This window comes from Paenibacillus agilis (assembly GCF_007786455.1).
Lineage (GTDB): Bacteria > Bacillota > Bacilli > Paenibacillales > Paenibacillaceae > Paenibacillus_B > Paenibacillus_B agilis.
Genome location: NZ_VNJK01000006.1, coordinates 102,521 through 128,488, shown reverse-complemented (window position 1 = coordinate 128,488; position 25,968 = coordinate 102,521). Strand labels below are relative to the sequence as shown.

The window sequence follows — 25,968 nt, the reverse complement described above, 5'->3', positions numbered from 1 at the left end:
AAGAGCATCAAAGTGTGATACTCTTGATATTGTCTTTTATTGAAAATCTTTTTGAATACATGTTTCCAGATCCAAAAGGAACCTTAGAAGACTGCACTACAAGTTTTCTTAAATTATTTGTTTGATATAATTCATTTGCATTCATGCCTTTAGTTTTATAATCTTCTTGATTTGCAACAGTAATCTCTTCAACTAAATTCTCACTCTCAATGAAATTGATGTTATTCATCCCTATCTTTTTTAATGCTGTGCCAACATAGAGGTATCTAACTCTATAAGTGTGATAAAAATCGTTATTCTCAAAATCCACTCTTAAAAAAGAAAGTTCTGGAATAATGCTAGTATCATAATTGTGTAGCTCAATCCATTTCTGCTCATGTTTGTTAAATGCCTCAACAACGAAATTTATGCCTACATTAAAATCTATTCCAGCAGTATTCATTTCTAAGGCACACAACATTTTAGGTTCGGTGAATGTTACTGAGATGTATGGATGATAAGCCCCATTAGCTACCAGAAGTGATCTATAATATGTAACATCTTGATACATTTTTTGGGGATAACCCATAAAAATGTTCTCTACATAGCAAGTAGTCTCATTCTGCGTAGCATCTAATTTCGAAACTATTTTGTCATAATCATCACTCAGATACAAAGGAATGACGCTCTTTTCTCTTTTATGAATAACGAAGTTTTTTACAATTAAATTTTCTTTCTGTGATAGGACACAATACTTTTTTTTCTGATTTAACTCAGGAGTATCTATAGTTATTTTTTTATATTGCGCTTTTTCGCCAAAATAAAATTTCGGATTAATTTCATATTTCGCAATCAGTTCATCATTTTCATCAAAAAACAATACTGTAAACACCGATTGAATCGAAGTATCGTGTCTAGGTTTAACGTCTATTTCGAATTTACTTATATGATCAACAGGAGTTTTAAAAACTACTTGAGCATATGTGTCAGGATTATGTCTATAAGCCCCTAAAGAAGCAAAGTTTTGATGGTCTCGATGCTCTGGAAGTGTGCTCATACCAGAATATATTGACCATTGAGCAGAAGTAGTTCGGGAAGCGAAATGATCGAAGTAAGCAAGCTCGGATTGTTCAGTATGACCATAATTCCAACCAAGGCTCTTCCCCATTTCTATGAGATTTCCAGCCTTATCAAAAAACCAAAATCCACTGAAGCCAACATAAGCATCCAGACTAGCTAAATTTTCTATTCTAACCCTTTTTATTGCCACATATATTCCTCCTCTTATTCAATTTTAATTGAACCAACATTTTTCAAGTCCACTTTACCTTTGTATATGTTTCCACTTCCAAATACTTCACTATGTTTAACCGATTCCATAAATACTTTATACCTTCTATCCAATATAGATAAGTCTTTAATTCCTTCATTCTTAATAGTGTTTTCTGAAGGCATATTTGTCGTTAATGACTTCCAGTGAGCATCTACTTTGCTAGATTGAATATCATATAGATTGAGGTATTTAATAGCAATGTTTTTCAAATCACTGTTGTTTCCATAAAAGACAAATTTGAAGAACCTGTATGTTTCAGCTTTGTTGAAATGAAACTTTTTCAACTCACCTTGACTCCATGTGACTCCTCTTCTTTCATCTATCAGATCCCATTTGTCACCTAACGTGGAAGCATAAACGTTCCAATCTCTTGGAGACGCATAAATATCTTGAGGTATCTTCTGACTTAAAACTTCAACACCTTTTCCATACTCATACTCCATTACGTATCCTCCAACACGTTTATCTTGCGTAATCCCAAAGTCAATAACAATCTCTGCGCCTGTTTGGTGATCTGTGGAAGCCCATGAGTCAGAATTTCTATTGAATAACTTCCACACGCTTACTCCTGTATTCGCTTTGATGGTCATTCCGTGTTGTGTGCTTTCAGTAGCTATTCCGTCATCAGTAAAATCTTGTATCCATGGAGATGTCTTAAACTCCGATTCCTTGCCAATGCTGTATGTTTTGTATTGACCACTTTGATTAAAAAATACAGAAGATTCTACGAAATCTTTTCGTTTGAGCGTCAACTTCAATCTCAATCCTGCGCCATCAGCGACATTATTAGTTGCTTGAGTTGCAATAGCTAAAGAATGCCATCTACTCACATCTCCATTATTTCCACCTCTTACAACAACCATTGCATTGTTTACTGATGAGAGTGCATTTGTGTAACTAGGGTAATTCATATTCCAAATAGAATTGTCTCCAGCTTTATCAAGCATCCCATTCAAATCAGAAGCTATGTATCTATCCCAATCACTAAGCTCTATAATTCTTTCATTTTCCTGAGAGTTGCTTGAAATTCCAGAAATAGTTGCTTCAAAAGAGTTGAAAACTGAAGTATTTTCATAAATACCTTCATACATCTCCAACTCACTTATAAATAACCCATAACTAGCACTTGTTCCTTTCCCAAACCGTAATCTCCAGTAATTATGTTTGACTTTATAGTTATTACTAAAGTCTAAAAATTGAACCCATCCTGAAGACACATTATACTTAGAGACATCTACAGACGAAACGTTAACCCATATTACACCATCGTCAGAGTAGTCAAGATATAAATCCCTCACTCCTATGGCTTGCAAAGTATACGTTGCACCTTGTGAGTTTATTAAGCTCATATACTGTATGTTAACTGGCTCTAAAAATTGATATCCAATATACTCTTTATCAAACTCAGGGTTGCTTGGCATTGGCTTGGGGTAATAATGAGTATTATTCTTTCCGTCAAACGCATACTCAGTTAGATATGAATTACTATAAATTGAGTTAGATAAAGCTGTTCCTCCAACACATTTGTTTTCTGTTTTAACTTTATAGGTAAATTCAGAAATTGGCGCGCCAGCTTTCATAAATCCATTTTTAAGCTCGTAAGCATTGTAAGTGTATTTATATGCTAAGTTTCTATCTGAAATAAGTACAATTTCCCCATTTGGCTTTACGTCAACTACAATAAACTTAAAGTATCCATGACATTTATTTGCCCAATCTGGCGATAGCTCTTTGCCCACAACATCATAGTCTGTTTTGGTTGCAATCTCACCTAATCCAAATCGTAAAGTTGAAGAGTGGTTTTTTGGTGGGCTATCATAGAAAAATGATTTCGGAAGGTCATAATCCATACTGTTGAAATAACACCAAAAGTAATTTCCCACTTTTAATGTACTCATATCATTATTAAGAGTTAAAGCCATAAAATCACCGCCTTATCTATTTTTATATCCATAATCAAATACTGGTCTAAAGCCTGCAAGTTTATCCAAAGTTCCTGAACCAATAGTGGTTATAACGGTTTTTCCACCACCTTCGCCACCTCTGCATATCGGAAATCTTGGGTCTGCCCAATAAAGATTTTGAGTTATCGTTTTATAAGTGAAATGATTCCAAACATTATTATCGTTTGCTTCAATTTTTCCATATAAATTTGAACGAACCAAATACTCATCATATTCATTGTAAATTGGATATGCACCATACTGTATGTTTGGCATCAGGTTAGGGTCTATTAAATTTCCGTTCGCATCACACCAACCAATCCCACCTGTAATGCTTCGTATAACACCTTCCACTCCATCAAAGGAACGCAATTCCCCTTCTAGGTAATTGTTGCTTAGGTGATACTTCAGGTCGTTCATAGTGATGTTTGATTTAACAATGCGGTCAGAAATAAGCAAACCTTCAGCCACTTTAATCATATAAAAAACACCATCTGCTATGATTGTTTGACCAGTAGGAGACAGTTGAATTTCATCTTTCCAACATCTTTTTCCCCACGCTTCCCAATCTTCATTAAATAAATTGGCGTCTACTCCAGAACCATAGGTACTATTTTCTCCTAGCTGAATAGGATAGTAATCACCAATTTCCATATCTAAAATATGATCTCTTTGAATGCCTTTTGTTTTTGGGACTGCCATTTTCAAATCACCTCTTCAGAGCGGTCTTATTTTTTTAAATAGTATTAATACAATAAGTAGAAAAAGTAGTGGAAGCCATAAGATGTGAATAATCACCTTATATAAAACATTCCAATCATCAGGTTTCGAAAATAAGAATCCCACCATCAAGTAAATTACTAGTATAATAATCCACATCATATAACTTCCTCTCTCTCAATAAAATGTTTCTTCCATTTACATAACTATCGCTTTCTAACACCTAGTCCATTGAGTCTTTTAATGCCATTTGCGAAGAGCTTTGCTTTGTACAAGTGTCCTCCACCTGTATAAGTTTCTTCTTTTACAAAATCGCGCTCCATATTCATTTTGATATTGATTTGTTGTTCATTCATAACTAAGAACTCAGACTTATCATAATCAATCTCTCCGTTAAACCCCTCCACTTCTGATTCCTGTCTGCGCCTTCCAGCACTCATACGCACCTTTACTTTTGCATATCTGGCTTTCGGACTCATGACAGAACCATCAGATCTCAATGGTACATACTGACTCCAATTGCTTCCATCCTCAGATGTTTGGGTGTAGATTTCAATCTTTGAGCCTTCATTAATGTTTTGAACATTAATTAATTTATTAAGCAAAGTATACCTATCTTTCATATCAAGTGCTTCTGACTCCCATTCACCACTTCCAGCAAGTGCAAAAATGGACTTGTTGAATATTTTCATTTTAGGCACGTTGTGCATAGATATGCTCCAAACACTCTTATCCCAATTGCTGTACAGCGAAGCATCCTTTAACTCAAACTCCTTCTTTCTAGCATTAGAAAAAGAGTTGTTAGTAGATCCAATATAGCCTTGGTTATTTACATGTCTGAATGTTGAAGTAACCTTGTCCATATTAATAAATACAGTGTCTAAATTATGCGTATAGTTCAAACCAACAATAAGTCCAATATAGTTTGCATCGTGATTAAGTCCAACAATATCTCCTTCTATGAGGACATTGTTAAATTTATTATCTGAATTACTATATCCAGCCAAAAGACCTACATAACGTCTCAAAATAGGCTCATCAATATCAATTTTTACATTTAAGTTCATGTTTGTGATTGAAGCCTTATTACCTATACTTCCTATAGTTCCAATATATACATCTGTTCCACCTCTGGATTTTATTGAACCAGAAACGTGGACATTTGTAAGAGATGAATTTTCTAACATAAGCCCGCAAATTATTCCTTGGTATTGAGAAGAACCTTTCAATTCAATATAAGCATCTTCTATATAGAGATTTTTAATTGCCGAATTCCCTAACATTCGTCTGAAGATACCAGTACAAAATTGGGAACGGAATATTTGCTTGAAATTCTTTATTTTATGCCCATTTCCGTCCAATGTACCGTAAAAATCAAAACCATAGTAAGTGCCATCTAAAAAAGGCTCTACTCCAAAATCTATATCTTGAATCATCTTATAGTGACTCGATGCCTTATCTCTCATTGAATAGAAGTCTTGAGCGTCTTTAATCAAATATGGTCTTTCTAAACTACCATCCCCAAAACTTGCACTTCCTCCATTTGCTCTTATTTCATATAACTTTTTTAATTGTAACTTTCCATCTACATACTCCATACGATCAAACGTTCCAGTAGAAAGGTTCACAGGTAATCCGATTTCTTCTGTTTTTTGACCAGATTGAAGGTCTATTTCGCCTTGAACTATTGTTGCACCTTGATATAAATCCAAATGATTAGCTGAAACAGTGTAATCAAGAACTTTTGTACCACCTGAAGTTTCCTCTGTTCTCCAATATGAAACAAGACCTGTTTCTGATCCTGTTAGTACTTTTTTCATAGCGTCTTTTATTTGATAGTCCACGCGCTCTGTATTCCATAATCGAACCTCATCTACGACACCCTTGAAGTAATGACCATTATGTCTACACCCAATGTATCCTACAGGAAGAGTGGTATCCAAAGGAGTTGTACTATCAACTCCATTTATAGGAACTATTTCTTGACGAATACCATCAATATAAATTTTAAGTCCTGCTGACAATCCTCCACCAACATATGATACAGCTACATGATACCACTTGTTCCAATCTACAATAGCTGGATTTTTGGTTCGCATTTGAGAGTCTACAGCCCAAATTGAAATACATCCACGGAATGATGGGTCACTTCTTGTGTTTAAGGCTATTTCAAAAGATGACCTAGCCTTGTGAATATCCCCATAAGAAAAGAAATACACCTCATTAACACCTGTATCTTCTGGCTTAATCCACATCTCAATCGTTCGAGGGGAATCACCAGTTGGAAATCCTTTTAATCCACTCATCATTGCGTAATCATTAACACCATCAAATTTCAATGCTCCAATATTCTGTAAAGCCATTTCCTCACCTCATTTCATTATTTAAAGATAAGGCTCTTCATAGTACCTCTAAAGTTAGTGATCTTCCCATTAGGATTTTTATGATTGAAAACAATGTAATTAACTTTCCCCTGATCATCCAAAGAGCCACCTAATAGGACATCTATAGGTATCTGTTGGGCAATTACCTTCTGAGATAGTGCTTCTACAAATTCCGAAGTATGCAATTCACGTACAGTTACATATGTACCTGTATCCAATGTAATGCTGTATGGAATACCATCAACATCAAAGCTTAACAAATCATTTATACCTAACTCTATCTTCACTTCTCCGCGAATGTTAACATTTCCCCACTCGAATGTAGCCATATTCACCCTCCTTTTTATTTCATAACCCAATTAATAATAGAGCTATGATCTTTCTGTAGTGGAGCATCAATCTCTCCAACTTTAATTCCACCACGACGAATTATCACTTTCCCATTTAAGTCCACATCAGATGCAATCTTAATATTCATATACGCCTGATTGTTACATGGAATTGATACAAGCGGTTGAAATTTAAAAGCTATCCCATCCATTACAAATTTCTTTTTGTATCCAAAGCTGTACTGAACAATTTTGTTTGTAAATTCTCCACTGCCTCCCCTAAATAATTGAGGAATTGCTTCGCTTACACAGTCTTTATATGTGATAATATCGTTATAAATTAAGCAACGACCATTAAGGTTATACTCTTTTCCATTAACGACATAGGATATTCCAAATTTATGACCATTAATGTCAAATACTCCATCTGCTATATTAAAGAATAATTTTGAACCATGACCAATCAAACCAAATTGCACAAGTTTAGATTTATCAATTTGGTAGAATCGATGTGGGCTTGATTCTTGTGTTTCTAGATTGTACTCAGTGAGATAACCACCATCATAATAATTTGCCAACCAAATAAAATCTTGCGTCTTGATTGGATGTACTCCGTTACTTTGGTTGAATAGCATACGATCACTCCCATTGTATTGTGAGATATAAAAAGCCTTTCGCAACCAGTAACGATTGCGAAAGGCTCTATTAGTTTTACTTTAATAAATTTTACACATAACGGTAACTTACACGTATTTTGAAATCTTGTTTACCTGCACTTGCAGTAAGAGGTACATCTGCTCTAAGTGTTACTGTAACAAAGTTACCACCAGCATCAGCAGGATTACCGTTGTTGTTAATTCCTAAAATTTCTTTAGCCTTTGGTGTTATAGGTGTTATTGGAGCACCAGCATTATTTACAGAGGTAGATAGAGTTGTCCCAAGATCTTTCGATGCATCTTTACCAATCTTAGATGTTGGTTGGTCAAGGTCTGTCTCACCTAAAGAATCTACTTGAGCGTGAAACCATTTATCTCTAACTACTTCTACAATTTTACCAACTGTATCACCAACACCACCAGACATATCTCGTGTTGTGATTGTGCATTCTTCCATATTAGAAGCGTCTGATGTCCCTGATTTGTTATTCCAAATATTAAACTTATAAGGCTGGCTTTGATCTCCAGCATCAATAACTCCAAAGTTAAATTGAGTTATTTCGTTCATGTGAAGTTCATCGAACCACTTAACTGTAGGTGCTGCCATATTATATCGCTCCCCTTTATTGTGTAATTTTTATAATGATTTCAAGAGTAATATCTTGAATGTCACTTCCAACTTGTAATAACTCAATACGAAAAATATCATCTTTAACAACATTTAAGTTGTCTATCACTTTCAACCCATCGTCGAAATTTTCATCTTTTTTAATAACAAGCTGTCGAGACATAAGATTCGTCCATGTCTTCATATCTCTTGATTTTTGAACTGCAATCTCTGTGTCTGCTGTTGCATCTGTCCAACCAACCATTGCTCGAATATTTTTTATCTCTCCCTTAAATGGAAATCTAGCATTGATATGTTGAACACCAATGTCTGGATATTGTGGAATGACAAATACAACGACTCGCTCTTTAAGCCTGTCGTCGAACGATTTTAGCTTTTTATAATCATCTTTGTTCATTAGTCCATTTAGATTTTCATTAGCTAGTGGCATATTCCCACCAAACAAATCAATTGGAACCCATCTTGCTCCATCCCATCTATAACGAATACCAGTATCATAAACTTGAACTGTCCATCCTATCTCTGGATTTGGATAGTTCGTGAGAATCTGATTGTACGTATTTACGAATGGTTGGAAAACCAATCTTGTTGTCTCATATGCATTAAGAGCCATGTCAGTAGCTATTTCTGACTTTTCGGTACTTTCTTTTGACTCAGTAATAGCAGTCTCCATCTTGACCATCGTTAGAAGTAATTCATCTCGTATCTTCTGATAGTCTGTTGTCTTAATATCTATCTCTCTAATCTCGATGATTGCTCGATTAATAATGTCTTCTAGAGACTCAACAACATTATTAAACTCATCTTGATGGTAGATTCGACTAGATGGATACTGAATAAATCCTCTACCTTTGTAGGTTACATTAACTGATTTAGATTCTTGAGAAGCATGGAACTCTATTACACCTGTAGAATAGTTGACACTAAACTGATTTGGCATAATTACTTTCTTTGGCGTTCCCTCATAATTAATCTCGAACATCCCCGCAACCTTCACTCTTGTAAACCTATCTGGAATCTCTGACAAAACGACTTTGTGATTTAATATCTTCAAATATTCTGCTCTATCGACATATGGGTCATCTGGTGTCCCGTTTCGCCACACAATATGTAGTGGGTCAAGATACGAGTGATTGTTATATGGCATCTTTTCTCACCTCCTTTAAAAATCAACAAAAAACCACTAGATCGTATCTAGTGGTTTAGCTTCTCATATATGGACGAATATGCTATATTTAAATTAGACAACTGAATGGCATAAAGGCGGTCGGCTAGTCTCCACAGGTTGGAGGTGATGCCCATGTCAGCATACGAAGCCCTAACGCTAATGATAGCATTCGGAACTTTCGTTGTTGCACTCGTTGCGTTGATGGTATCCATTAACAAACGAAAATAGACCGCCCCGTGACAAGGTATCGGTCTATAATCTGATCTTTGCACAGCCGACCGCTCTTCATGCGGTTACGTTGTCGAGACGGTGTTACAGCACCGTCTCTTTTGCTGTCTTTATTATACAATACCCGTTTTGTATTGTAAATATGCGTACATTATGACTATTAACCTACAAACACTGAAGTACTACCTGTGTCAATTCTAGCTTGTGTTCCTAAATGTGTTCTTACATCTGAACCTATAAAGGCTACGGCTTTTCCTCCAACAAATACTTTTGTGCTCCCACTAGAAATAGAACCACTACCACTTCCTGACGTAGAAGGGCGAATATTTACTATTCTTGTATCTCCTCCACCAGATGGGACAGGTGGATCAGCTCTCCAATTTTCAGACGTGCTTACGTCTCCAACACAAGCTATAGGCTTCTGATTAACATAAACATTAGAATTGCTTTGTACTTTACTTCCAGTAATCTTCGCTCCAGTTGAACCTGAACCAGCAGAAGTCCAATAACCTCCTCCTGTGCTAATACAATTTCCGTATTGATCCCAACCAGTACAATATGAAGGAACCCATCTTTCAATATCATAGGTCACATGACCTGATTTGGTTGAATCTGAAATATTCGAGCCATTAAAAGCAACTCCTGCCATGAAATCACCTCATTTTGAGAATGCAAAAACCACTAATCAATTGATTGGTGGTTTTTGCATTTTTATATTATTTTATCGATTATTAAGGTAAGGTCTCACGGTCTGTAGATTTTCATTGTCAGTAAAATCTTTATCTTCAATATAATTGCCTTCTTTATCATACATCTTAGCCATTCCAATCATATAGCCATTGACGTATTCACCGATGATATAGTCTCCGTTTGGATAACTGTACTTACTCCACCCATAGATTGATCCATCTTTATAGTAACCTGATTTCCCTTGTATGCCACTAGGAGGATTGGTTGACTCTTTAAAAATGCGACCTTTTCCATCATATTCTTTTCCTACGCCATGGGGGATAAAGTCCTCACCTTTAATATAACCTTCTCCGAAGTAATAGGAGCTACCATCTTTATAGTGCTTGCCAATAGTTTCTCCTTCTACAACAATGTCTTTACTTGTACTATTAGGATACTTTGGCTTAACAGTAAGTCCAGTTCCCTTTTTACTAACATAATTAACTGGCATGTAAGTAACACCATTCTTCACTAGTGTTGGGTCAGCAAGTGTCTCAACTCCGTTGATGTAAATCTTGGAGTCTCCAAGTTTGAACTCAATAGTCAAACCTTCTTTTGTGATACCTTCACGAGTAGCTTTAACTTTCTTGGTATTAGCATCGTACTTTACATCCATGTACAGAGCTTCAAAGACTTCTTTGAAGGGTGCATACGATCTTCCATTTTCAATAAATATATCTATTCTTTTGTGCAAATCAGATTTACCACCTGAAATGAAAACTATTGGAGAATCTGAAGCAGAAGCAAATCCAGCAAACATGGTTAAAGACATAACTAACGTTAGCATAATAGCAGAAAGCTTTTTCATTATTTGATATACCCCCTTATTGACTATATGTTCATATTATCATATAATGAAGATTTTATCAAATGTTTTTTCGATATTAATTCAAGTCGATTCTAGCGCCTTTTAGTTTTATTCCGCTAGGAGTAAGTCTTATTTCACTATTCCCTGCCTTAATCACAATCTCTTGATCTGAGTCAAGCACAATCTGACCACCTGAAGCTCTTATTTTAATTGCATCAGTTTGAGTGCCATTTAATATAATTTCCCTCTCTTTGTGAAGGTCATTTTTATAGTGGATTATAAAAGCATCATCTACTTTTTTAATTTTACCAACATCACCATCAGTATTTCCACCACGCCCCCATATCATTTCAGGAAAACTATAAGCTTGTTCAACCGTATTTAATTGTAATGTGAATTTAGTTATATCTTGCGCCGAAGAAGTTCCAGTCATCAATTTTAAGAAATGGTTCTTAATGTGAACATAGTCTTGATTTGATTTGTTTTTACTTATTGTTTTGACGGTATTAACCATTAAATCAGAAACGAATCCATCTGTCTCCTCATCTAATATAACACCACCAATCTCTGGTTCAATGATCAATTTTCTTGCACGAAGTGTACCAGAATCAGTATCAATCCATAAACGCTTATCTTGATTAATATCAATAGCGATACCCTCGTTAGCATTCAAGCGAATTTGTTCACCTTTAAGACCATTGATCGTGATACCATCTTTATGGTCAAATGTAATTTTCTCGCCTAGTCCAGCATCAAGAATACGTAATCTATGGGTACTCATATCAACTGCAAACAAGAACCCTTTATCATCGACATAGAATTTATTTTCCCATCTAGGATTATGAAAATCTCCTACGTTTTGAGCGATGCTTATTCCAGCCGTAGCATTTAGAGTGGTTTGAACTTTCTTATCTCCACGAGTAACAACTACACCATTCTCTGCATCAATAACAGTGTTATTATAGTTGCGACCTAACTGAAGTGAACTCCTCTCTAAGAATTCTCCTAAACGAACTCTAGCGGTCTCATATGCTTTGTAGAAATCTTCCCACTTAGTATGGAAAATAAATCTGGTTGAACCTAAATCTCGTACAATATGAGTTGTGACATTCATGTTCACAAAGACAGGTTGCATATAACTAGTTAAAGCATCAAAAGATGAAGTTAATTGATTGCCTGCATTCACTAGATTGTTCTTAGCTTGATCTAGACCAAGATAAGATTTATCCCTGTCATTATATATAGTCGTTGCTGTGTTATTAATTTGTCTATTCAGCTCACTGTACTGTTTACTAATACTTTTGTACTGATTCAATAATGTGATTTTTTCCATTGAAACAATTACATCGTCAAGAATAATAGAGCTTAACACACTGAAATCGAAGTTTAGTGCATCAGCGTCAAGCAACGTATCTCCTGCTTTTGTCTCAATACGTAAACGTTTAGCAACCAAGTCTTCAGCAATGAGTGTTCCATCTTCGTAACTGGAGTTGCCAATAGAAGCATAGACTTTATTCACCCATTTGTTTCGTTCCCACTTTTGAAGAGCAAGACCATTCGTTGCATTAAGTACAGAACGATATTTGCCATCATTACGAAGAGCGATAAAACCATAGTTGCCGATAACAACGTTATTGTAGAACTGTCCCATGTTAAGACCAGAATAGAACTGAGCATCTTCAATCTTATTGCGAAGATTCTTCTCTTCATCGTAGTATGTTTTGAACTTCAGCACGAATTCAGCTCTGTTATTAATCTCTTGTGTTTGGCTTGTTATTGGAGCGTTTATGTTAATGTCCAATGGACTTTGAGAGCGTATGTCGAGGAATTTTGACATGTAGTTTAGTAATGCGTAGTACGCATCTGTTAATGGTTGTGTTGAGAATAGGTCAGTTGAACTTGAGGTCTTAGCGAAGAACTGTGCGTTTATATCGAATACATCGTCACGTTGCGATTTCTGATACTCTACAGCTTGTTCAATCATTCGCTTGTATCCTGCCTCAATTTTGTACAGCTCAGTGATAAGTTGCATCTTCTCCATCGTAGTGATTTTGTTGTCCATTACGATAGAGTTGAAGTCGCCAAGATCAAGATAGTTATTTTCAGAGTCCAAGATTGTTTGACCAACATCATTTACAATCTTAATGTTTTGAGCAACCAAGTCGTGAATATAAAGTGTTCCATCGCTTGGGTCAGCCCACATAATCTTCTCCCAACCATCTGGATACTTATTCTTGTCTGCACTTACACGGTCGATAACAAAACCTTCTCTGTCATCCATTTTCACTCGTGTAACATCATTAAAAGACCATAGACCAAATTTATCAGGATTCTCATCAACCAAACCAAGCTTCATTACAAGCTTTCCAGTACGGTCATATATTTCTCCCTTCGATCCTTGGAATTTTAATACTCCATCTTCATCTTCAAGCGCAAGATTCACTCCCATAAAAATTTTTCCATAAATTCTCTCGCCCACGATGCCTGAACCTGTGATTGCGTGTTTCCAAGTGTTTCCTCCGTCATTGGTGATCGCTATCAAACCGTTCAAACCAACAAGATAAGTGTTTGGGTCTTTCGGGTCGCGTATAATAAGACCGCGATCAGAAATCTCAATAACTTGGTCTTTCGCACCAAGGATAGACTGTTTATTTGCATCATAATGATTATTGATAATCTCATTAATAGAGCCTTTGTTTTCTAATGACAAATCCCATTTCCACGAGTCTATCGACACCTGAGTAGATGAGTTGTATGACTTATAAAGCATATCCAAGAACTTATCTGTATTAGCATACAAATCTTTAACGTTACTTATCGTTATATTAATTGGAGCTTCATCTTCAAACTCATATTCTACTTCCGTAATTTTTGCTTTAAACAAAACGTTTGCACGTTCGTGATCGATATAAACCAAGTCTCCCATACCTAGCTTTTCCCAATTGCGCTGTTCAGTTACCATTGAGAGGAAGTTGACAATATTAACTTTAACTGTGACCTTCTGCTCTTTAAGTTCATTAAATACCTTAATTCCTTCTTTGAGCAAATCTTCAGGTTTTTCAATATTCGAGTCTTGCCACTCTTTTTCGATGATGTACTGATTTCTCTCATCAATAAGCTCTGAAGTAAAGTTGTTTCTTATATCCAACAACACTTTTAGTAAATTGATTTCATGCAAAATATCTTGATAGTAAACTTCTTGAGTTGTAATTTGAGCTTCTTTACCTTTTACTTCAGATTCTTTTGCTACGATTTCAATCAACTTAGTATTCAGCTCTGTTATAAGCGCTTGAAGATCTCCCTCTAGCATAGAAGTATCTTGAAGCTGATTATCTGTATGAGCAATATCATCATTCATCTTTGCGATACGTGTGTTAAGTACATCACGCTCATCTAGTAAGATTTTCAATTGAGCTTTCAGAGATGCCAACTCAGTTCTCATAACATTAAGAACAGAGCTAAACCCTTCTCGCTTTTCAATTAATTTCGAGAAATTATCTTTATTCTCTTGAAGTAACATGTCATACTCAAGCAATGCATGACAAAGCTCACTTGACATGTAGTCGCTAACTTTTATAACTTCATGTTCTTTATTAGTGACTTCCACATCTTTCACAACGAAGGGCTGACTTTCACTATAGAAGCCAAATCCACCTTTGGAGAACGTTTCATCATCAACATTTAATACAAGTCTGTTATCAATCCAAACTCGTATGCTTTGGTTGTAGGTTTCGACCGCCATCTTGTAGTCAATATTCATACTCCAACCATCAAGAAGTGATGTTTTAGCAAGCAATGTTTCTTGACCATGTTCAACTTTGTAGATACGCAAGTGTTCTGTACCCCACTGCAAACCACCCTGAACTTTCCCAGAATGCCAACCAATGTAATAATAATTGAATGAATCTTGATATCTTACAATCATACCCATTACATCATCGTCACTTAACGCTCTTAATGTTGCTGTCATTTTGTAATCCTTATGATTCAATGCTCCAGTATTAATAATAGAGGTTTTACCTGATCCATTCGCAATACATTGAAGTGTATTTCCACTTTCAACCCAATCGACATCATTGTGTAACCAGAAGTATTTCATGTCAGAGCTATTGTAAATCTGTTTAAAATACTTACGCTCTTCTTTATATGGATATATAAAGTAACTAAAATCTTCAATATACGTTGTACCAGTTGGATTAATCTCACGAATTGAGATGTCTTCCTTCCCATACATTCTTAAACGAGTGAAGATTTCTTCTGCATTATCCTCTTGATTCAAGGATTCGAGATACTTTCCATACTTAATCTTCAAACCTTTGTCTTGACCTGTTAATTCTGGTCTGACAAAGCTCACTGTGCGTTTAATGGTATCCCATACAACCAGTGCATTAAACGTCTTAGCTACTTCGAAAACCGATTCAAGCACAGTGTTGGAACTAACGTTAAATCCTCTTCGCTTCATATCAAATTCAGAATCTACGTACCCTACTCTCCAAATCGTATCAACTAAAACTTCATTTAAAATTTCAGTTGCAGATTTAGATACAGCTTCATAAGAACGAAGGATTTTGTCATTCATTTCATATCCCAAAGACATAGCCTGAATATCAATCGTTTCTCCTTCTTCTGCTGAAATACTTAGATTGTTGATCACGAAAAATTCAGTGTAATGCCCCAATACCATTTTCACCAAATACCTTCCTTTGATAATACTAGCGTTATGATTTCGCATGTATGTGTGGTGTTTATCAGAGAAAACAGGAAGAGTAAAATTAAGTTCATTTAATGCACCTAGCTTTTGACTATATTTAACACCATAAGCGTCACTAAGTTTAGATATAATCAATTTATTGGGCTTACATAAAAACAATTGTGGAACAACAGGCTTCTTTCTGTAGTCAATATCTCCTAGCCTTAACATATATCTACCACCTACCCTTGTAATGTCTTAAATTCATGCCTAATGGTTAAATCAAATTCACCTTCACCTGTTAGCAAATTCTCTCCAACGTCCAACTCAAGAAACACATCATTGTGATCATCGTAACGATATTTCATTGGAAGGCTTGTCATGATGTCTTCATTCTCACAATCCACATAAACTTCTTCGTTGTTATTCAAATTTTCGAAAACAAGAGTTTGTCCGTTTGTTTCATTAGTTAATTTAATAGTTCCAGCACCATTTCTCTTAGTAATCCAAAGCTCTGGTTTGCAAATTAAATCACCAGTATTTATTAACAGATACGACCCTCTCAACATGTACGAGAAACTTCTGAATATTGGAGTAAAAACTCCATGATTAATAAGCTCTATTTTGTACTGAAACTTTGCATATTCCATGTTGTAATATTCGTCTCTAAACAACTCAAGATAAGCTGAATTATTTACTTGCACCCACTCTGTCCAAGTACTTGTGTCATATGACATTCTGACAAAAACTTTTACTTCTCCATCATTTAATTCATAATGATATTTCAATTCATCTCTATAGACTTCAAAATTTGAACTAATATCAAATTCTCGTGAAATATACACACCTTTTTGAATATATAAATCTATCCATTTCATTAACGTCACCTCATATAAAAGAAAATGGCTACCCGAAGGTAGCCTTTATTTATCCAATAATTGTGACTCGATATTGATTGAAAGTTGGAACAGATACAAATGAAACAACCACATTATTATCGTCAGTCATATTTATTTGAGCATCCACTCGTGCGAATGGAGCACTGGCTTCTCTAACAGAAACAACTACGTCTTGACTACCTAACTTGTGGTTCAGTGCAAAAGTAGTCGATACGCCATCTCCAATTGTTTGCGAGAACTTACCTGTTGCTGAAAGGTTCTTACGCGCATCTAGTGCGCTTGTCGCACCTGTTCCACCATGAGCTACATCAATTGCACTAGCATTCCAAACACCGCTTGTAATTGTTCCTAGAGCCTCTATGGACTCGCCTACAATGCCGAAAGGAACAAACTCACAACTTGAACCCATCTCTTTCCACTCTACCGTTTTGTACACATACCAATGAACACTGGTATCAACGATTGTTGTCCCACTCACATTATTCCATTGAGGTTCGAAGATATCCGAAACACCATCAATAATACATTTATAGTAATAACTCTTATCACCACTAGTGGCTACTACAATATCATCTACTCTATAGTGAGTGGCAGGCTTCCATTCTGTATGTCCATACAAGTCGTGAGTAATGCTTCCACTTATTGTTGACAATGCAGGTTGTTTCAATCCACTTGTGCCACCAACAACACATTCATAGTAATGACCATTGTCTGGATTGACTACGATCTTATTCCCCGCAACATATGTCTCTTGTTTCTCCCACTTTGGAGCAAAGACACCAGCACGAATATTCACCCATCCTGCAAAATCTCCTCGCGTTGCATTCTTGTTCCAAAACTTTTTACCAGAATTAAAAAACTCACCCGAATCAGGGTGAGTTGATACTTCCGAAATAATCTCATCATAATTGTTATCTATAGTCTGAAAGTTATTTGCTAAATCTACTATTGTATCTTGAATATCATCCGTTACTTCTGGCTTATTCAAGCCCATACGACGTGTAGGAATCATATAATGTCACTCCATTTCTGTCCTGCATATTGTGTCCAATTAGTCGCCTTTCGACGAACTCCCATTGCACCATTGATTATTTCAATGTTTTGCATGGAACCCATCCCACTATTAAAAGTGTTTTCAGCACCCGTTTTTGTTAATTTCGTGCTATCAAATTTCATATCTTCTTTCAAAGTTTTTTGAGTGTAAGAATATGGACTATCGCAACGCATCGTAACAGTAATATAGCCTTGCTTTATTCCATTATGGAATAGTTGAGAGTCACCTTCTGCCATACAATAAAAAACACGATTAGGATTATCAATCGTGTAAAATGGTTTGTAGTATGGCTGATACAGCCATCTAGCAACATCTCGTAACAACTTTTCCGTGTATCCATGCTCAAATGCAAACGTCAATCCAAATCTTAATGGCTCAACATCTAGAGACTGGAAGTAAGGTTTATCTCTTCCACTAATTTTTGCTTCTGTAATAGACCGAGTAGGGAGAAATGTTTCTTCAAACATTCCTCCATCAACTTGGCAATTTAGCAAGCCCATGTCTACTGAGTAAACACCATCATATGCAAAGTGAATGCCCTCTAGCATTAGAATCGTCCTCCTTTGGTACGCTTGATTTTGTTAATGATCTGGTCAGCAACAGTATCTGCTACTTTCTTATCTGCATTTCCATTAATGTTCACTTCAATGTTATACTCGTTATGTTCCGAACTTCCTGCGGAAGAAACAACTGGCTCAGATGTTTTTGGAGTCGATACGTTTAAAAGATTAGGTACAAATGACTTCATACGCTCGACAATACGAGCAGTATCAAGAATGTTTCTTGTTTGGTCTTCGTTAAGAACAAGTTCTTTTTTGTGGAGTACTGCAAGTCGTCCACCATCACCACTCCAATCACCAGTGTAACCACCACTTCTCAACTCATATAGTTTCTTACCGTTTTTATACCACGAACCATTTTTGTATGTCGCACCTATATCAGCACCAAGTTTTTGATTCGCTTTGTAGTAAATATCTTTCTCTGCTTTTGACCCCGCGTTCTTCCATCTCCAACTGTTTCTCTTCATCTCGTCGATAACATCATCATCATTCAACTCGTTATCCTTTGGTGGAGTAGATGGCTCTTTTAATTCTCCATCTTTATTTTTTGTTCCAGAATTGTTTTGAGAGTGAGTAACAGATTTGATTTTCATGCTGTTTAATTGTTTGATAGAATCAATAGCTTCGTTTACTTTCTTAGTAAAGTTATCAGTAACTTGTTGCCCAAGGTTGCCCATTTCGCCAGCTACATTTTCCGACCATGTTTTAATAGTAGCTTCCATTTCGGCAAAGTTTCCTTCGAGAACTTGTTTACGCATCTCTGCGAACTTCTTCTCGTTGATTAACTCTGCTTCCCAATATTCTTGTTTTTTCTTAGCTTGTTCTTCGAGAGATTTAATGTAGTTGTCGGTATCTTCCTCGTATTTTTCTCTTCTATTCTCCAACTTCTCCTTTTCAGCGTCCAAGTCATCTTCAAGGTTGTCTTTTCTCAGTTCAACTTCTCTGTTATGCTCAGTCTCAGAGAGTTGAAGCTCCTTTTCTGTTAGCTGTTTAACCAATTCAGCTTTCTTGGCTTTCGCTTCATAGGAATCGTCCATCGAGAGAAGGTCGATTTGTTTTTTCAGTTCATCTGCTTCTTTTTGGAGCTTAGACACATCGTTTTCATGTGTTCTTGCAGATTCTGCTCTGTCAATCATTTTCATTTGTTTAGCATACGCTTCTTCCAAAGCTTCCATCTCTTTATCAAGCTGTTTCATGCGTTTCTCATGCGCTTTTTGTTCTGCTTCGATTTTGTCAGCGTAATACTTCTCATCAGCCTGTTGCATTAGTTCTAGCTGTTCTTTGTATAGTTCAACGTAATCATCCGCGAGCTTTTCATAAACCTCTTTGATTTCAATGTTCGTGTCTTTGATTGCGTTTTTAGTATCTTTCAACTGTTCTTCTTGCGATTCAAGTTCGGAAGTTATTTTCTCGACCACTTCTTTGTTGTCTCTGTTTGCTTTAAGTTGTTCTTTCAGATACTTAATGTTATTTTCGATATCAGCTTGTTCGCCTTTACGCAGCGCAACGATTTGCTTGAGGAAGTCGATATGTTTACCCATATCCTTATCATCATCCAAGTCATACTTAATTTTGTCTTGGATATCGGAAATTGCATCGGCATATTTCTTGCTTTCGCTGGACATTCTATTCATTTGCTTGTCAAGTTTGGAATTGATAATGAGCGTGTTCATTTCATCAATCATCTTAGCCATATCCCAAATAGCATTTTTTTTAGCACGAATCAGTTCGTTCAGTTCGTTAATTTGAGCGTTAGTAAGACTTTTGTTTGTATCTCGTTCCTTAAGGAGAAATTCAAGTTCTTGTTTATTGTACTTTTGCTGTTCTTTAATTAAGTCCAATTTTTCTTGTGCATGTTTACGATAACCTTCCGTTGTTTCATCATATAGACTCATAGCATACTCTTGGTACGCAATATCATCTGTTAACATCTCACGTTGAATATTGTAAAACTCAGTCATCGTTTGAATCTTAACCATCCGAAGTTCATTGATTCTCGATTCAACAGCATCAGATTCAGAAGCAAGCTGATTCAGTCTGTCTTCGGCTTGGTCAATCTCTTGGTCAAGTTCAGCGGCAATTGCTTGCTGTGTTTTGTTTTCATTTGCTTTAGGGTCGATGTTAATCATACCCTTTTTCGCAATGCTATTCTTTCTGATTTGTTCGTTTAGCGATGCAATCTCAGCGTCAATAGCCTTCTTTTTCTCCACAGTAAGCCAAGTCTCTTCGTTCAGAGCTTTCTTATATTCGGCAGTCCAAGTGCTATTTTCACTTTGAAGTTTTTGTTGTTTCTCAATAGAGCGATTCAGCCAATCAATACGCTTCTTATACTCATCAACAACATAAATGGCATCTTGAAGCTCTTTTGCCTTATCTTCTTTTTCATCCTTACCGCCACCACCAGTAATATTACCGATTTGTGCGCTCCAATCCTGTGCAATGAACTTGTCGATAGCGGCAATCGCATCTTCCGTATCTTTTATGTTTTTCTCGTTTTTAATCATCACATCTTGTTGTTCTTTTAGCTTCGCTTGCAGTTCTGCTTGTTGTTTTTTCGCTTCTGCGTTCGCCTTTTCTTGAAGCTCTTTCGGCAATGGCATCATTGGGAAATCAAGACCGAATTGATTCTCTGGCTTTTGGTCTACGAACATCGGGTTTGTACTCAACCCATTGATTTGATTGTGGATTTTTAGTTTTTCTCTCAGAACTTCCATCTCTTTTTTTGCGGCTTCAATATTTTGATTAGCAGTATTAATTGCTTCAATTCTCTCTGTTTTCATTCGTGCCAGATTCGCCTTAAATTCTGCTTCCCTGATTTTAGACAAATCTTTAAGTGCATCTCCTGTTAGAGTTAGAACGCCATTCTCCATTTTCATGTGTTTAATAAGTTCTGGATGTTTGGAGACCAAATCCATTGTTGTTGATAATGAAAGCTCCTGACCATCTGCCAGTGTTCTGTAAGCAGAGTCAAGATCACTAATGTCATCAATCAATGAATGCACTTGACCCATTACGTCCTTCTGAAATTCAAAAGGAACTATCGGGGCAGTATCGACTGCATTCTTTGCGGATAGATGTTTCGCAATCAGAGCGTCATACACTTGAATGATTGGGTCTGCCGAATCAGAAACTGATGCTTTAAGTTCTTCCAGTTTCGCTTTTGTTAATTCAAATGTTTCATAGTTAGGAGTCATAATATCATCAATCGTAATCCCTTTGCTTTCTACATTGGCAACTGCTTCTTGAATGTAATCAGGAATTTCGTTAATAGTTTTTTCCATATCTGTCCCAAAGGCTTCCATGTTGTCTAACATGTTTCTTCTCAATTCCTCAATAAACAGGAATTTATTTGATTTAGTATCAATGTTATTCTCTCTAGCGAAGATGTTAAACGCGTTGTCGATGAGTTTTGCTACATCGTCAGTACCAGTTTGGAGAGAAGCTTTCATTTTCTTAGTTTCGTCCTCGTAGTGCTTGCGAAGTTCTTCGTTGTTTGCAATGAAGATGTCAAGGTTTTTCAAAGCATCTTCTTTACTTTGAGATGTGGGGATTAAGGACTGTAAGCCTTGCATAGCCATATAGTTATTATCTTGTTGTTCTTGGGACATTTTAGAGAATTCTTCTCTAACCTTATCGTTAAACGCATTCAGAACTTCAAAGTAATTAGAGTTGTCAATCTGGTCAATTTCGTTTTCAATAAAATCCTTCGCAACACTATGGACATTTTTCATACCTTCTGATGCGGAAACTTGGTCTTTAGCGTTTTGGATTTCTTTTAGTTTTTTGTTTGCATTTTTGAAGCTTGTTTCATCCATAGTTAGCTTAAACTGCTCTGTCTCTTTGTCTAAGAGAAGTGCTTCGTTAGCCTCGGCAAGTTTACGAATTTCTTCTGCACTCTTAACAACAATTTCGTTTTTATCGTTGTAATGCGAAATCAGTTCTGGCATTTCAGATTTGATTTGCTGAATTACAGAAAGATATTTCTCTTCTTCTTGCGTTGTTCTTCCAGTAGAACCTTTAGCTTGAAGGTCTGCGAAGTCATCGAGATTAAAGTCCTTTTGTTCGAATGTGTCTTCGTAGGATTTTTTGAACTCTTTATGTTTACTAATTTCATCATCAAGCGTCTTCAATCTTTCTTTGCGCGCTCTCGACTCTGCGGTGAATGCTTTGTAAACAAGTGTTACTGCTGTACCAATCGCGAGAAGAATACCTACAAATGGAATCAAACGAGGTATGAATTTAATGAAGTTCATCACAAACCCACCAAGACCCTCAAATGCCCTTCCTAACGCACCCACAGTTGTAACGGAATCTCTGAGTGGTTTACTTGCCATGACAGCTACAAGACCAGCTAGAAGTACAGTAATGTTCGTTGCGCCGAAAGTTTCAACCAACCACGTAAGTCCATCAACAATTGCTGTGATAGCATCAATGATTCCTTTAACAGCGTCATCATCAATGACAGTTGTCCAGAATTTTTCCAGAGCGTTTTTCAGTTGTCCGATTTTGTACTCGAAACCATCCATATATGCACTAAACTCTCGCGAAGCAGAGCCAGCGGAATTGGAAGCTGTATCACTTGCCTTTTCAGCATCTTCCCAGTTCTGAATGATTGCAGATACAACGACACCCTGATGCTTTCCACCCATCGTTTCAACGAGGTTCGCTTGCTCCATATCGGAAAGCTTATCCCACATTCCTACGACTTCTTCAAAAATATCATAGGTAGACTTAAATGTACGCTTGTCTTTTTCCATAACATTTAAAGCTTCTTCGCCAATAAGTCCAAACTCTTTATTGATGCGGTCAAATGTTTGTTGAAGTTGTGGAACAATCTCTTGAATATGCTCTCCTTCTTCACTCACACCACGAAGACGCATGGCAATGGTCTTCAAACCATTACCTACTTTCTTAGGGTCTTGTATAACAGCATTAGCGGCAGTCACCAATCCAACGGAATCTTCAATCGAATTTCCTGCTTCTTTAAATACAGAAGAAGAACGTTTCAATGCTTCACCGATTCCTGCGGAAGAGATTGCGAAGTTGTTACCAACTTCGTTGAACATGTCAACAAGATTACGAACGTTGTTCCCTTGTACATCGACTTCAATGCCAAAACCTTTGATTGCGGATACGAGGTTCGCACTCGCTTCCTCAACGCCCATATCACCAACGTTAGCGTAAATGATACTATTCTTACCAAGTGATGTAGCCTGTTCAAGAGAGTAGCCAAGACGTTGGAATTCTGTCGTAGCTTTAATTACTTCGGCAGATACAACACCCAAATCTCTACCCATTTCTATAGCTGTACTCTTAAACTCATCCAATTGTTGTTGACTGGCTTCGGATACTTTTGCCAAGTTAATCATTGCTTTGTCGATTTCAAGAATAGACTGAAATCCCTGTCTAATTAACTCGATTGTTCCGTACACAGCACCCATAGCCGCTGTCCAGATAGGAACTTTTCTTAGGGCGTTCGCAAGTTGACCACCCATAGAACCTCTTTCACGTTGGTCTTCGTCACGAAGTCTGCGAGACTCTTCATTCAATCGGTTCATAGATTCCTCAATCTCTCTAGTAGCCTGATTGAACTCATCTCCAACCCTGCCAGAAAGACCATTAACTTTAGCTTCAATTTCATCAATCATAGATTTAATCTTTTTCGCTTCGGCAGAGTTCTCGCTGAAACCTCTCGTTGCACGATAACTAGTACTGTTGAACTTGTCTCTGATTTTTTGTTCATCTGAATCTCTATTGTTACCTGTCGAGTTAGCTTCCCTTTGAATTGAAGCAAGTCGTCTTAGAGCTTCGATTTTTTGTTGGATTTCTCTTTGTTCATCGTAGGAAAGTTGCAGTCCTCTTTCTTTCAGCCTATTGATTTCTCGCTGAATACGAGTTGCATCTTCTTCGATCTGGTTTTGTCTGCTTTGATTCACCATTTCTTCCTGAGAAATACGTTGTAATGTCTGTCTCTTCTGTTCTAACTGCTTTTGTTGTTTTTGTGTGATTTTATTTCCGTAAGACTCTAAATCGTTAATCTCTCTTTTCAATCGAGCGGAATCGTGTGCTATTCTCTTTTGTCTCTCATCGAAGCTACTTTGCCTCTTAGAGTCTTGAAGGATAGATTTTACAGTATCGCCATACTTGTCTACAGACTTTGTTGCACTTGCCTGATGGTCAGCAATGGCTTTGCGTATCTTCTCTTCATCCTGTCCAGCCTTCTTAATTTCGTCTTCCAGTTTTGCAATCTTCTTCATTTCATCTTCAATAAGAGCAACGTCTTTTTTTGAAGAACTGAAATCAATCAGATTGTTTAATCCTTTAACATCATCAAGCAAGTTGTCTGGAACTGTACCCCTCATAGTTTCAATCTTAGCGTCATTTCTACCTTTTGTTATATCACGCGATTCTTGTCTTTCAGAACGTTTTTCGGACAATGTATTAATGCGAGTAATTAACGTTTGAATACGCTTCAAATCGTGCTCATATGTTTTGGACTCTGCACTAAGATTACGCATTGCTTTACGAACACCATCAAAGTCGTTTTCGTTTGCGAAGCCGCCGCCTTTAATTGATTCAATTTCTTTATTCCAATCATGCGTTCGTGCGCGAATATTCTGTTGTTTACCCTCTAATTCTCTCTGTTCCAGTACTTTCTTTTGCTTTTTAAACATTTCGTCGTAAAGATGGTTTACGCGCCTAACAGCATTCTCAAACTGCTTAACAGTTTCAGCATCAAAGACTTGCTTAATTTTAGCTTCAAGAGTATCCATCGACTGTTGACCAACCAACTCAGGGTCGATATTAGCCTTTACTTTGTCGTTAATTTTTTCTCCTTGTGCGGCTGTCTTACGTTTAAATTTACCTTTATCCTCTTGACCATTGATAATCTTCAATTGCTTCTCAATAGCAGAAAACTTTCTACGTGCTTCATCCAATTTAGAGAAGTCTGCATTTTCAAACGTATCCATCAAGCTTTTTAGCTTGGTAACAGAAGCATTGTTCGCAAGACCTTCACGTTGGATTTTAGCAAGCTTATTTTGCAAGTCGATAATCTTTTCCAACTGGTATTTTTCGGCGCTACCCTTTTCTTTAATCTTTTGCTCTAGTTCATCATATTTCAGGATAGCCTTTTGGATTTGTTCCAGTTCTTTATCGAATACTTGTCCATCACCACTAGCAAGAAGTTCTGGAAGCTTGTCGATGCTAGTTTTAACCTTATCAATGCTGTTCTTCGACCGACCATCCTTCGAAACATTTTCCAATGAGTCGATTTTAGCTTTAGCTTTGTCCATATAACTGTTGAGCGAAGCGAAGTCCCTAACATTGTCAATAGTAGTACCTGTCTTCGAGTCCTCAGAAACAGTTTGATTATTAAACTTATTTCCTGTCTTCGTCGTCTTAACAGTGTCCTTGTTTGGCTTTATTTTATTCGAAACCTTCATGAGCTTGTCATAAGACTTCGTAAGGTCATCTGTTGCCTTCTTAGCGTCTTTCATGTCTTTGGCAAGCTTTTCGCCTACATCATTAAGATTCGTATTTGCAACTTCTTTTAAGGATTTATTTATATTTTGAACATCTTTGGCATCGTCCTTTAAACCGAAATCAATATCCAGTTTCCCAAGATTAGAAAGTAAACTTTGGATTGTTTTTATTTGTTTAAAAAACTTATCCTTATTTCCGATGATAAGATTCAATTTCAAATTGTAGTTGTCACCAATACTCTGAATAGATTTTTTAATCTCATTCTCTGCATTAGTCATGTCTACGCCAATTAAAATATTGAAATCAGATTTTCCGCTCATGAATATACACTCCTTTTTATGCTAAAAATAAAAACAAAAAGGAGTGTATAAACAC

At 36.5% G+C, this 25,968-nt stretch carries 16 protein-coding genes; 1 reads left to right on the top strand and 15 read right to left on the bottom strand.

Going from position 1 to position 25,968, the window contains the following annotated elements; all coding sequences use genetic code 11:
- Positions 1-7 precede the first annotated feature (7 nt).
- The 8 genes from FPZ44_RS24470 to FPZ44_RS24435 form a co-directional block, all read right to left on the bottom strand.
- Positions 8-1,249 (bottom strand): hypothetical protein, encoded by a 1,242-nt coding sequence (locus tag FPZ44_RS24470; protein WP_144994924.1) that lies wholly within the window; start codon positions 1,247-1,249, stop codon positions 8-10.
- Between the two features lie 14 nt (positions 1,250-1,263).
- A complete protein-coding gene (locus FPZ44_RS24465; RefSeq protein WP_144994922.1) occupies positions 1,264-3,234 on the bottom strand; it encodes a hypothetical protein in 1,971 nt (656 codons plus the stop codon).
- A gap of 12 nt (positions 3,235-3,246) precedes the next feature.
- Positions 3,247-3,957, bottom strand: coding sequence for a hypothetical protein (locus FPZ44_RS24460; RefSeq protein ID WP_144994920.1), 711 nt, complete (start codon positions 3,955-3,957; stop codon positions 3,247-3,249).
- A 224-nt stretch (positions 3,958-4,181) separates the two neighbouring features.
- Positions 4,182-6,338 (bottom strand): LamG domain-containing protein, encoded by a 2,157-nt coding sequence (locus FPZ44_RS24455; protein WP_144994918.1) that lies wholly within the window; start codon positions 6,336-6,338, stop codon positions 4,182-4,184.
- A 17-nt stretch (positions 6,339-6,355) separates the two neighbouring features.
- Positions 6,356-6,688, bottom strand: a complete 333-nt coding sequence (locus FPZ44_RS24450; protein ID WP_144994916.1) for a hypothetical protein — start codon at positions 6,686-6,688, stop codon at positions 6,356-6,358.
- A 14-nt stretch (positions 6,689-6,702) separates the two neighbouring features.
- A complete protein-coding gene (locus FPZ44_RS24445; RefSeq protein ID WP_144994914.1) occupies positions 6,703-7,323 on the bottom strand; it encodes a hypothetical protein in 621 nt (206 codons plus the stop codon).
- A gap of 91 nt (positions 7,324-7,414) precedes the next feature.
- The gene (locus FPZ44_RS24440; RefSeq protein ID WP_144994912.1) at positions 7,415-7,951 is read right to left on the bottom strand and encodes a hypothetical protein; all 537 of its coding nucleotides are present in this window, start codon (positions 7,949-7,951) and stop codon (positions 7,415-7,417) included.
- Positions 7,952-7,967: 16 nt separating this feature from the next.
- Complete coding sequence (locus tag FPZ44_RS24435) at positions 7,968-9,119, bottom strand: hypothetical protein (RefSeq protein WP_144994910.1); 1,152 nt, start codon at positions 9,117-9,119, stop codon at positions 7,968-7,970.
- Positions 9,120-9,272: 153 nt separating this feature from the next.
- Here FPZ44_RS24435 and FPZ44_RS24430 point away from each other — a divergent pair, with 153 nt between their 5' ends.
- Positions 9,273-9,368 (top strand): putative holin-like toxin, encoded by a 96-nt coding sequence (locus FPZ44_RS24430; RefSeq protein WP_144994907.1) that lies wholly within the window; start codon positions 9,273-9,275, stop codon positions 9,366-9,368.
- Positions 9,369-9,528: 160 nt separating this feature from the next.
- On the opposite strand, the gene FPZ44_RS24425 is transcribed toward FPZ44_RS24430, so the two are convergent.
- The 7 genes from FPZ44_RS24425 to FPZ44_RS27000 all read right to left on the bottom strand — a co-directional run bounded on the left by FPZ44_RS24425 (position 9,529) and on the right by FPZ44_RS27000 (position 25,913).
- Positions 9,529-10,017 carry a PAAR domain-containing protein gene (locus tag FPZ44_RS24425; protein WP_144994905.1) on the bottom strand — a complete coding sequence of 163 codons (489 nt, stop codon included), beginning with the start codon at positions 10,015-10,017 and terminating at the stop codon, positions 9,529-9,531.
- A gap of 72 nt (positions 10,018-10,089) precedes the next feature.
- A complete protein-coding gene (locus tag FPZ44_RS24420) occupies positions 10,090-10,905 on the bottom strand; it encodes a stalk domain-containing protein (RefSeq protein WP_144994903.1) in 816 nt (271 codons plus the stop codon).
- Between the two features lie 76 nt (positions 10,906-10,981).
- Positions 10,982-15,826, bottom strand: a complete 4,845-nt coding sequence (locus tag FPZ44_RS24415; protein ID WP_144994901.1) for a phage tail spike protein — start codon at positions 15,824-15,826, stop codon at positions 10,982-10,984.
- Positions 15,827-15,837: 11 nt separating this feature from the next.
- Complete coding sequence (locus FPZ44_RS26705) at positions 15,838-16,473, bottom strand: phage tail domain-containing protein (protein ID WP_222429837.1); 636 nt, start codon at positions 16,471-16,473, stop codon at positions 15,838-15,840.
- A 49-nt stretch (positions 16,474-16,522) separates the two neighbouring features.
- Positions 16,523-17,506 (bottom strand): hypothetical protein, encoded by a 984-nt coding sequence (locus tag FPZ44_RS24405; protein WP_144994899.1) that lies wholly within the window; start codon positions 17,504-17,506, stop codon positions 16,523-16,525.
- Positions 17,503-18,096, bottom strand: a complete 594-nt coding sequence (locus FPZ44_RS24400) for a phage tail domain-containing protein (RefSeq protein WP_144994897.1) — start codon at positions 18,094-18,096, stop codon at positions 17,503-17,505. Before FPZ44_RS24400 ends, FPZ44_RS24405 begins: the two co-directional genes overlap by 4 nt.
- Positions 18,096-25,913 carry a phage tail tape measure protein gene (locus FPZ44_RS27000; protein WP_261378536.1) on the bottom strand — a complete coding sequence of 2,606 codons (7,818 nt, stop codon included), beginning with the start codon at positions 25,911-25,913 and terminating at the stop codon, positions 18,096-18,098. Before FPZ44_RS27000 ends, FPZ44_RS24400 begins: the two co-directional genes overlap by 1 nt.
- Positions 25,914-25,968: the final 55 nt, after the last annotated feature.

Bases quoted from the DNA above. Each gene is read 5' to 3' on its own strand.
- FPZ44_RS27000 (WP_261378536.1), bottom strand. From the start codon at position 25,913: ATGAGCGGAAAATCTGATTTCAATATTTTAATTGGCGTAGACATGACT.
- FPZ44_RS24435 (WP_144994910.1), bottom strand. From the start codon at position 9,119: ATGCCATATAACAATCACTCGTATCTTGACCCACTACATATTGTGTGG.
- FPZ44_RS24455 (WP_144994918.1), bottom strand. From the start codon at position 6,338: ATGGCTTTACAGAATATTGGAGCATTGAAATTTGATGGTGTTAATGAT.
- FPZ44_RS24445 (WP_144994914.1), bottom strand. From the start codon at position 7,323: ATGCTATTCAACCAAAGTAACGGAGTACATCCAATCAAGACGCAAGAT.
- FPZ44_RS24430 (WP_144994907.1), top strand. From the start codon at position 9,273: ATGTCAGCATACGAAGCCCTAACGCTAATGATAGCATTCGGAACTTTC.
- FPZ44_RS24465 (WP_144994922.1), bottom strand. From the start codon at position 3,234: ATGGCTTTAACTCTTAATAATGATATGAGTACATTAAAAGTGGGAAAT.
- FPZ44_RS24450 (WP_144994916.1), bottom strand. From the start codon at position 6,688: ATGGCTACATTCGAGTGGGGAAATGTTAACATTCGCGGAGAAGTGAAG.
- FPZ44_RS24405 (WP_144994899.1), bottom strand. From the start codon at position 17,506: ATGATTCCTACACGTCGTATGGGCTTGAATAAGCCAGAAGTAACGGAT.
- FPZ44_RS24440 (WP_144994912.1), bottom strand. From the start codon at position 7,951: ATGGCAGCACCTACAGTTAAGTGGTTCGATGAACTTCACATGAACGAA.
- FPZ44_RS24420 (WP_144994903.1), bottom strand. From the start codon at position 10,905: ATGAAAAAGCTTTCTGCTATTATGCTAACGTTAGTTATGTCTTTAACC.
- FPZ44_RS26705 (WP_222429837.1), bottom strand. From the start codon at position 16,473: ATGAAATGGATAGATTTATATATTCAAAAAGGTGTGTATATTTCACGA.
- FPZ44_RS24425 (WP_144994905.1), bottom strand. From the start codon at position 10,017: ATGGCAGGAGTTGCTTTTAATGGCTCGAATATTTCAGATTCAACCAAA.
- FPZ44_RS24415 (WP_144994901.1), bottom strand. From the start codon at position 15,826: ATGTTAAGGCTAGGAGATATTGACTACAGAAAGAAGCCTGTTGTTCCA.
- FPZ44_RS24400 (WP_144994897.1), bottom strand. From the start codon at position 18,096: ATGCTAGAGGGCATTCACTTTGCATATGATGGTGTTTACTCAGTAGAC.
- FPZ44_RS24460 (WP_144994920.1), bottom strand. From the start codon at position 3,957: ATGGCAGTCCCAAAAACAAAAGGCATTCAAAGAGATCATATTTTAGAT.